The organism is uncultured Campylobacter sp., assembly GCF_938018035.1.
Lineage (GTDB): Bacteria > Campylobacterota > Campylobacteria > Campylobacterales > Campylobacteraceae > Campylobacter_B.
In genome coordinates this window covers 1-2,115 of the sequence record NZ_CALIJF010000030.1, presented here as the reverse complement: position 1 = coordinate 2,115, position 2,115 = coordinate 1, and the positions used below count along the sequence as shown (strand labels likewise).

The following is a 2,115-nucleotide window of genomic DNA, read 5'->3' as shown; positions in this document are numbered from 1 at the left end:
AATTTCAGCCTCCTTCATATTTTTTTGTATTTGAAGCTGATAGTTTTCGCTCACGACGCCTTTAATTTTAATCTTGGTAACGCCGCCATCGCTGGATATCACCTCGATCGGTGTTAAAATTTCAGCCTCGCCGATTGCTTTGCCGTCTTGCGAGATCGTAGCGGTTTTAGAGATCACCTCTCCGCCGAAAAGCGAACACGCACAGATAAATGAGATAAAAATTTTCCTCATAAAGTATCCTTTCTAGGTTGTCTTTAACGCGAATTATAAATCAAAGATAAATTTAAATTTGTCGCGATTGCGACGAATTTATCCTTTTTATGTAAAATTTACGTGAAATTTTATGCAAAGAGCTGCTATGATAGATAGACTAAATAACGATTACAGCGAGAAATTCGACTTTTTAAGCAAGGAGCGTATTGCTAAATTTAGGCGCGAAAGCTACGCGCGCGGCGATGTGATCTACGCGCAGAAGTTTAAATTTATCATTCTGCTGCGCGGCAGGGCGAAGCTAAACTGCTACGAAAACGGCAAGGAATTTATCTTTAGCTTCGTAAAAAGCGGCGCCTACGTCTGCTTGGATAAAAACACGAGCCTTGAAATTTTAAGCGACTGCGAGACGCTGCAAATCAATATCTCGGAGCTTTTTGAGCTGCTTGGAGACGAGTTTGCAAGCTCGATCATAAACGCGCTTATCAAAAACCTCCACTCGCAGCGGATTTTGATAAAAGAGATCGTCTTTGCGAAAATCCAGACGCGGATTTTAAATTTTCTAAATCGCATCGCAAACGCCGATAAGATTGCGGAGCTTCCCTTTAATATAATGACGCTGGCAAGCCTACTTGGAGCGCCTCGCCAAAACGTCTCCTCTGCGATTACGAAGCTCGTAAACGACAAAAAGATCGTGAAATTAAAAGGAAATAGAATTAAAATTTTATAGATTAAATCCGCAAGGCGAGTTTAAATTTAAACTATTTTAGCGAAAGGCCGCCCGCGAAATTTTAAATTTAACCCAATAAAAGGGCGCGTGGCGCGAATCAAACGAAAGGACGCGCATATCAAAAAGACAAGCGGAAGCATCGCAAAGTAAGATGAGGCTCGGATAAATTGGAGACCGGGCGTTTGCGCGACCAAGCAAATTTCACGCGTAAAATACGGTGCGACGATTTAACGCTCTTGGCACGAATTTCAAATTTAACGAAGCGAGGCAGCGCGCTAAATTTTACAAAGATTGCAAAATTTTTACAGCGTCGTAAGTTTTTGCCTGCGCTTTTAGAAGCTCGCAAAGCTCCTTCTGTTCGCAAAGACCGTGAGCGAGTAAAAACTCCGCCGTGTCCGTATCATCTAGTACTGCGGCTAGCTTAATCAAGCCCGTTAACTCATTTTGCGGTAGCTCGCGCAAGCTTTGAAATTTTAAAATTTCCTCCACATAGCGTAGCCTCCCGTCGCGGAATTTTTTAAATCTCGCGCTCTTTATGAACTCACGAGCGCGTGGATCAGGCGGATTTTTATATGCCGAAACGATAAAACCTGCATCTCGTAAAAATAGCAGCTCACCGCCTGCAACCGAGCTTACCACGCCGCTAATATCTGTAGCGCCCAGCTCAAGAAGCAATGAAAACGTCTCAAAATCTCCGCACGATGTGGCTAGATGTAACGATCCGCGTGCATGTATGTTTGCGCCGTGCTCTACCAAAAATCGCACTAATCGCAGCACATCCGCATTTTTTAAAATTGTGCGACGTCCTAACTTTTCGCTTGGAGTTATCAAATTCTTTTCGTCTGCACCCAAATCAGCGCTGCTTGGCGCATCAATACCCGCACCAAAATAAAGCGGACAGCCGTAAGAAATCGCAGTTTGCAACGGCGAGCCGATATATCCTTCATTGTAGTTCAAATCAGGCTTAAACGCAAGTATTCGAGTAATTCGTGTAAAATCAAGCTTTCCACTTCGCATTAGTTTCATATTTGCAATAAATGGCGTAAAAATCCGCTCGCCAAACTCCCCGAAATCCTCGTCGATCCTATCCCTGTTTTGCGCCGCGAAGGCTAAAAGTGCGTCCAAGCCCGCATCAATCTGCGCATCGCTAGCATTTTCATCGTAAAAAATTTCAA

The 2,115-nt window shown here is 43.6% G+C and carries 2 protein-coding genes and 1 pseudogene; 1 reads left to right on the top strand and 2 read right to left on the bottom strand.

The features are described from left to right. Positions 1–231: pseudogene (locus Q0257_RS00940) on the bottom strand (hypothetical protein); the annotation flags it as partial. 127 nt (positions 232–358) lie between these two features. Here Q0257_RS00940 and Q0257_RS00935 point away from each other — a divergent pair. Next, entirely contained in the window at positions 359–940 is a 582-nt protein-coding gene (locus Q0257_RS00935; RefSeq protein ID WP_298020403.1) for a Crp/Fnr family transcriptional regulator, read from the top strand. A gap of 282 nt (positions 941–1,222) precedes the next feature. Here the strand turns inward: Q0257_RS00935 and Q0257_RS00930 are convergent. Further along, positions 1,223–2,115: hypothetical protein (locus Q0257_RS00930; protein ID WP_298020400.1), on the bottom strand; the 893-nt coding region annotated here is incomplete at its 5' end.

Excerpts from the sequence above, each read along its gene's own strand:
- Q0257_RS00935 (WP_298020403.1), top strand. The coding sequence starts at position 359 with ATGATAGATAGACTAAATAACGATTACAGCGAGAAATTCGACTTTTTA.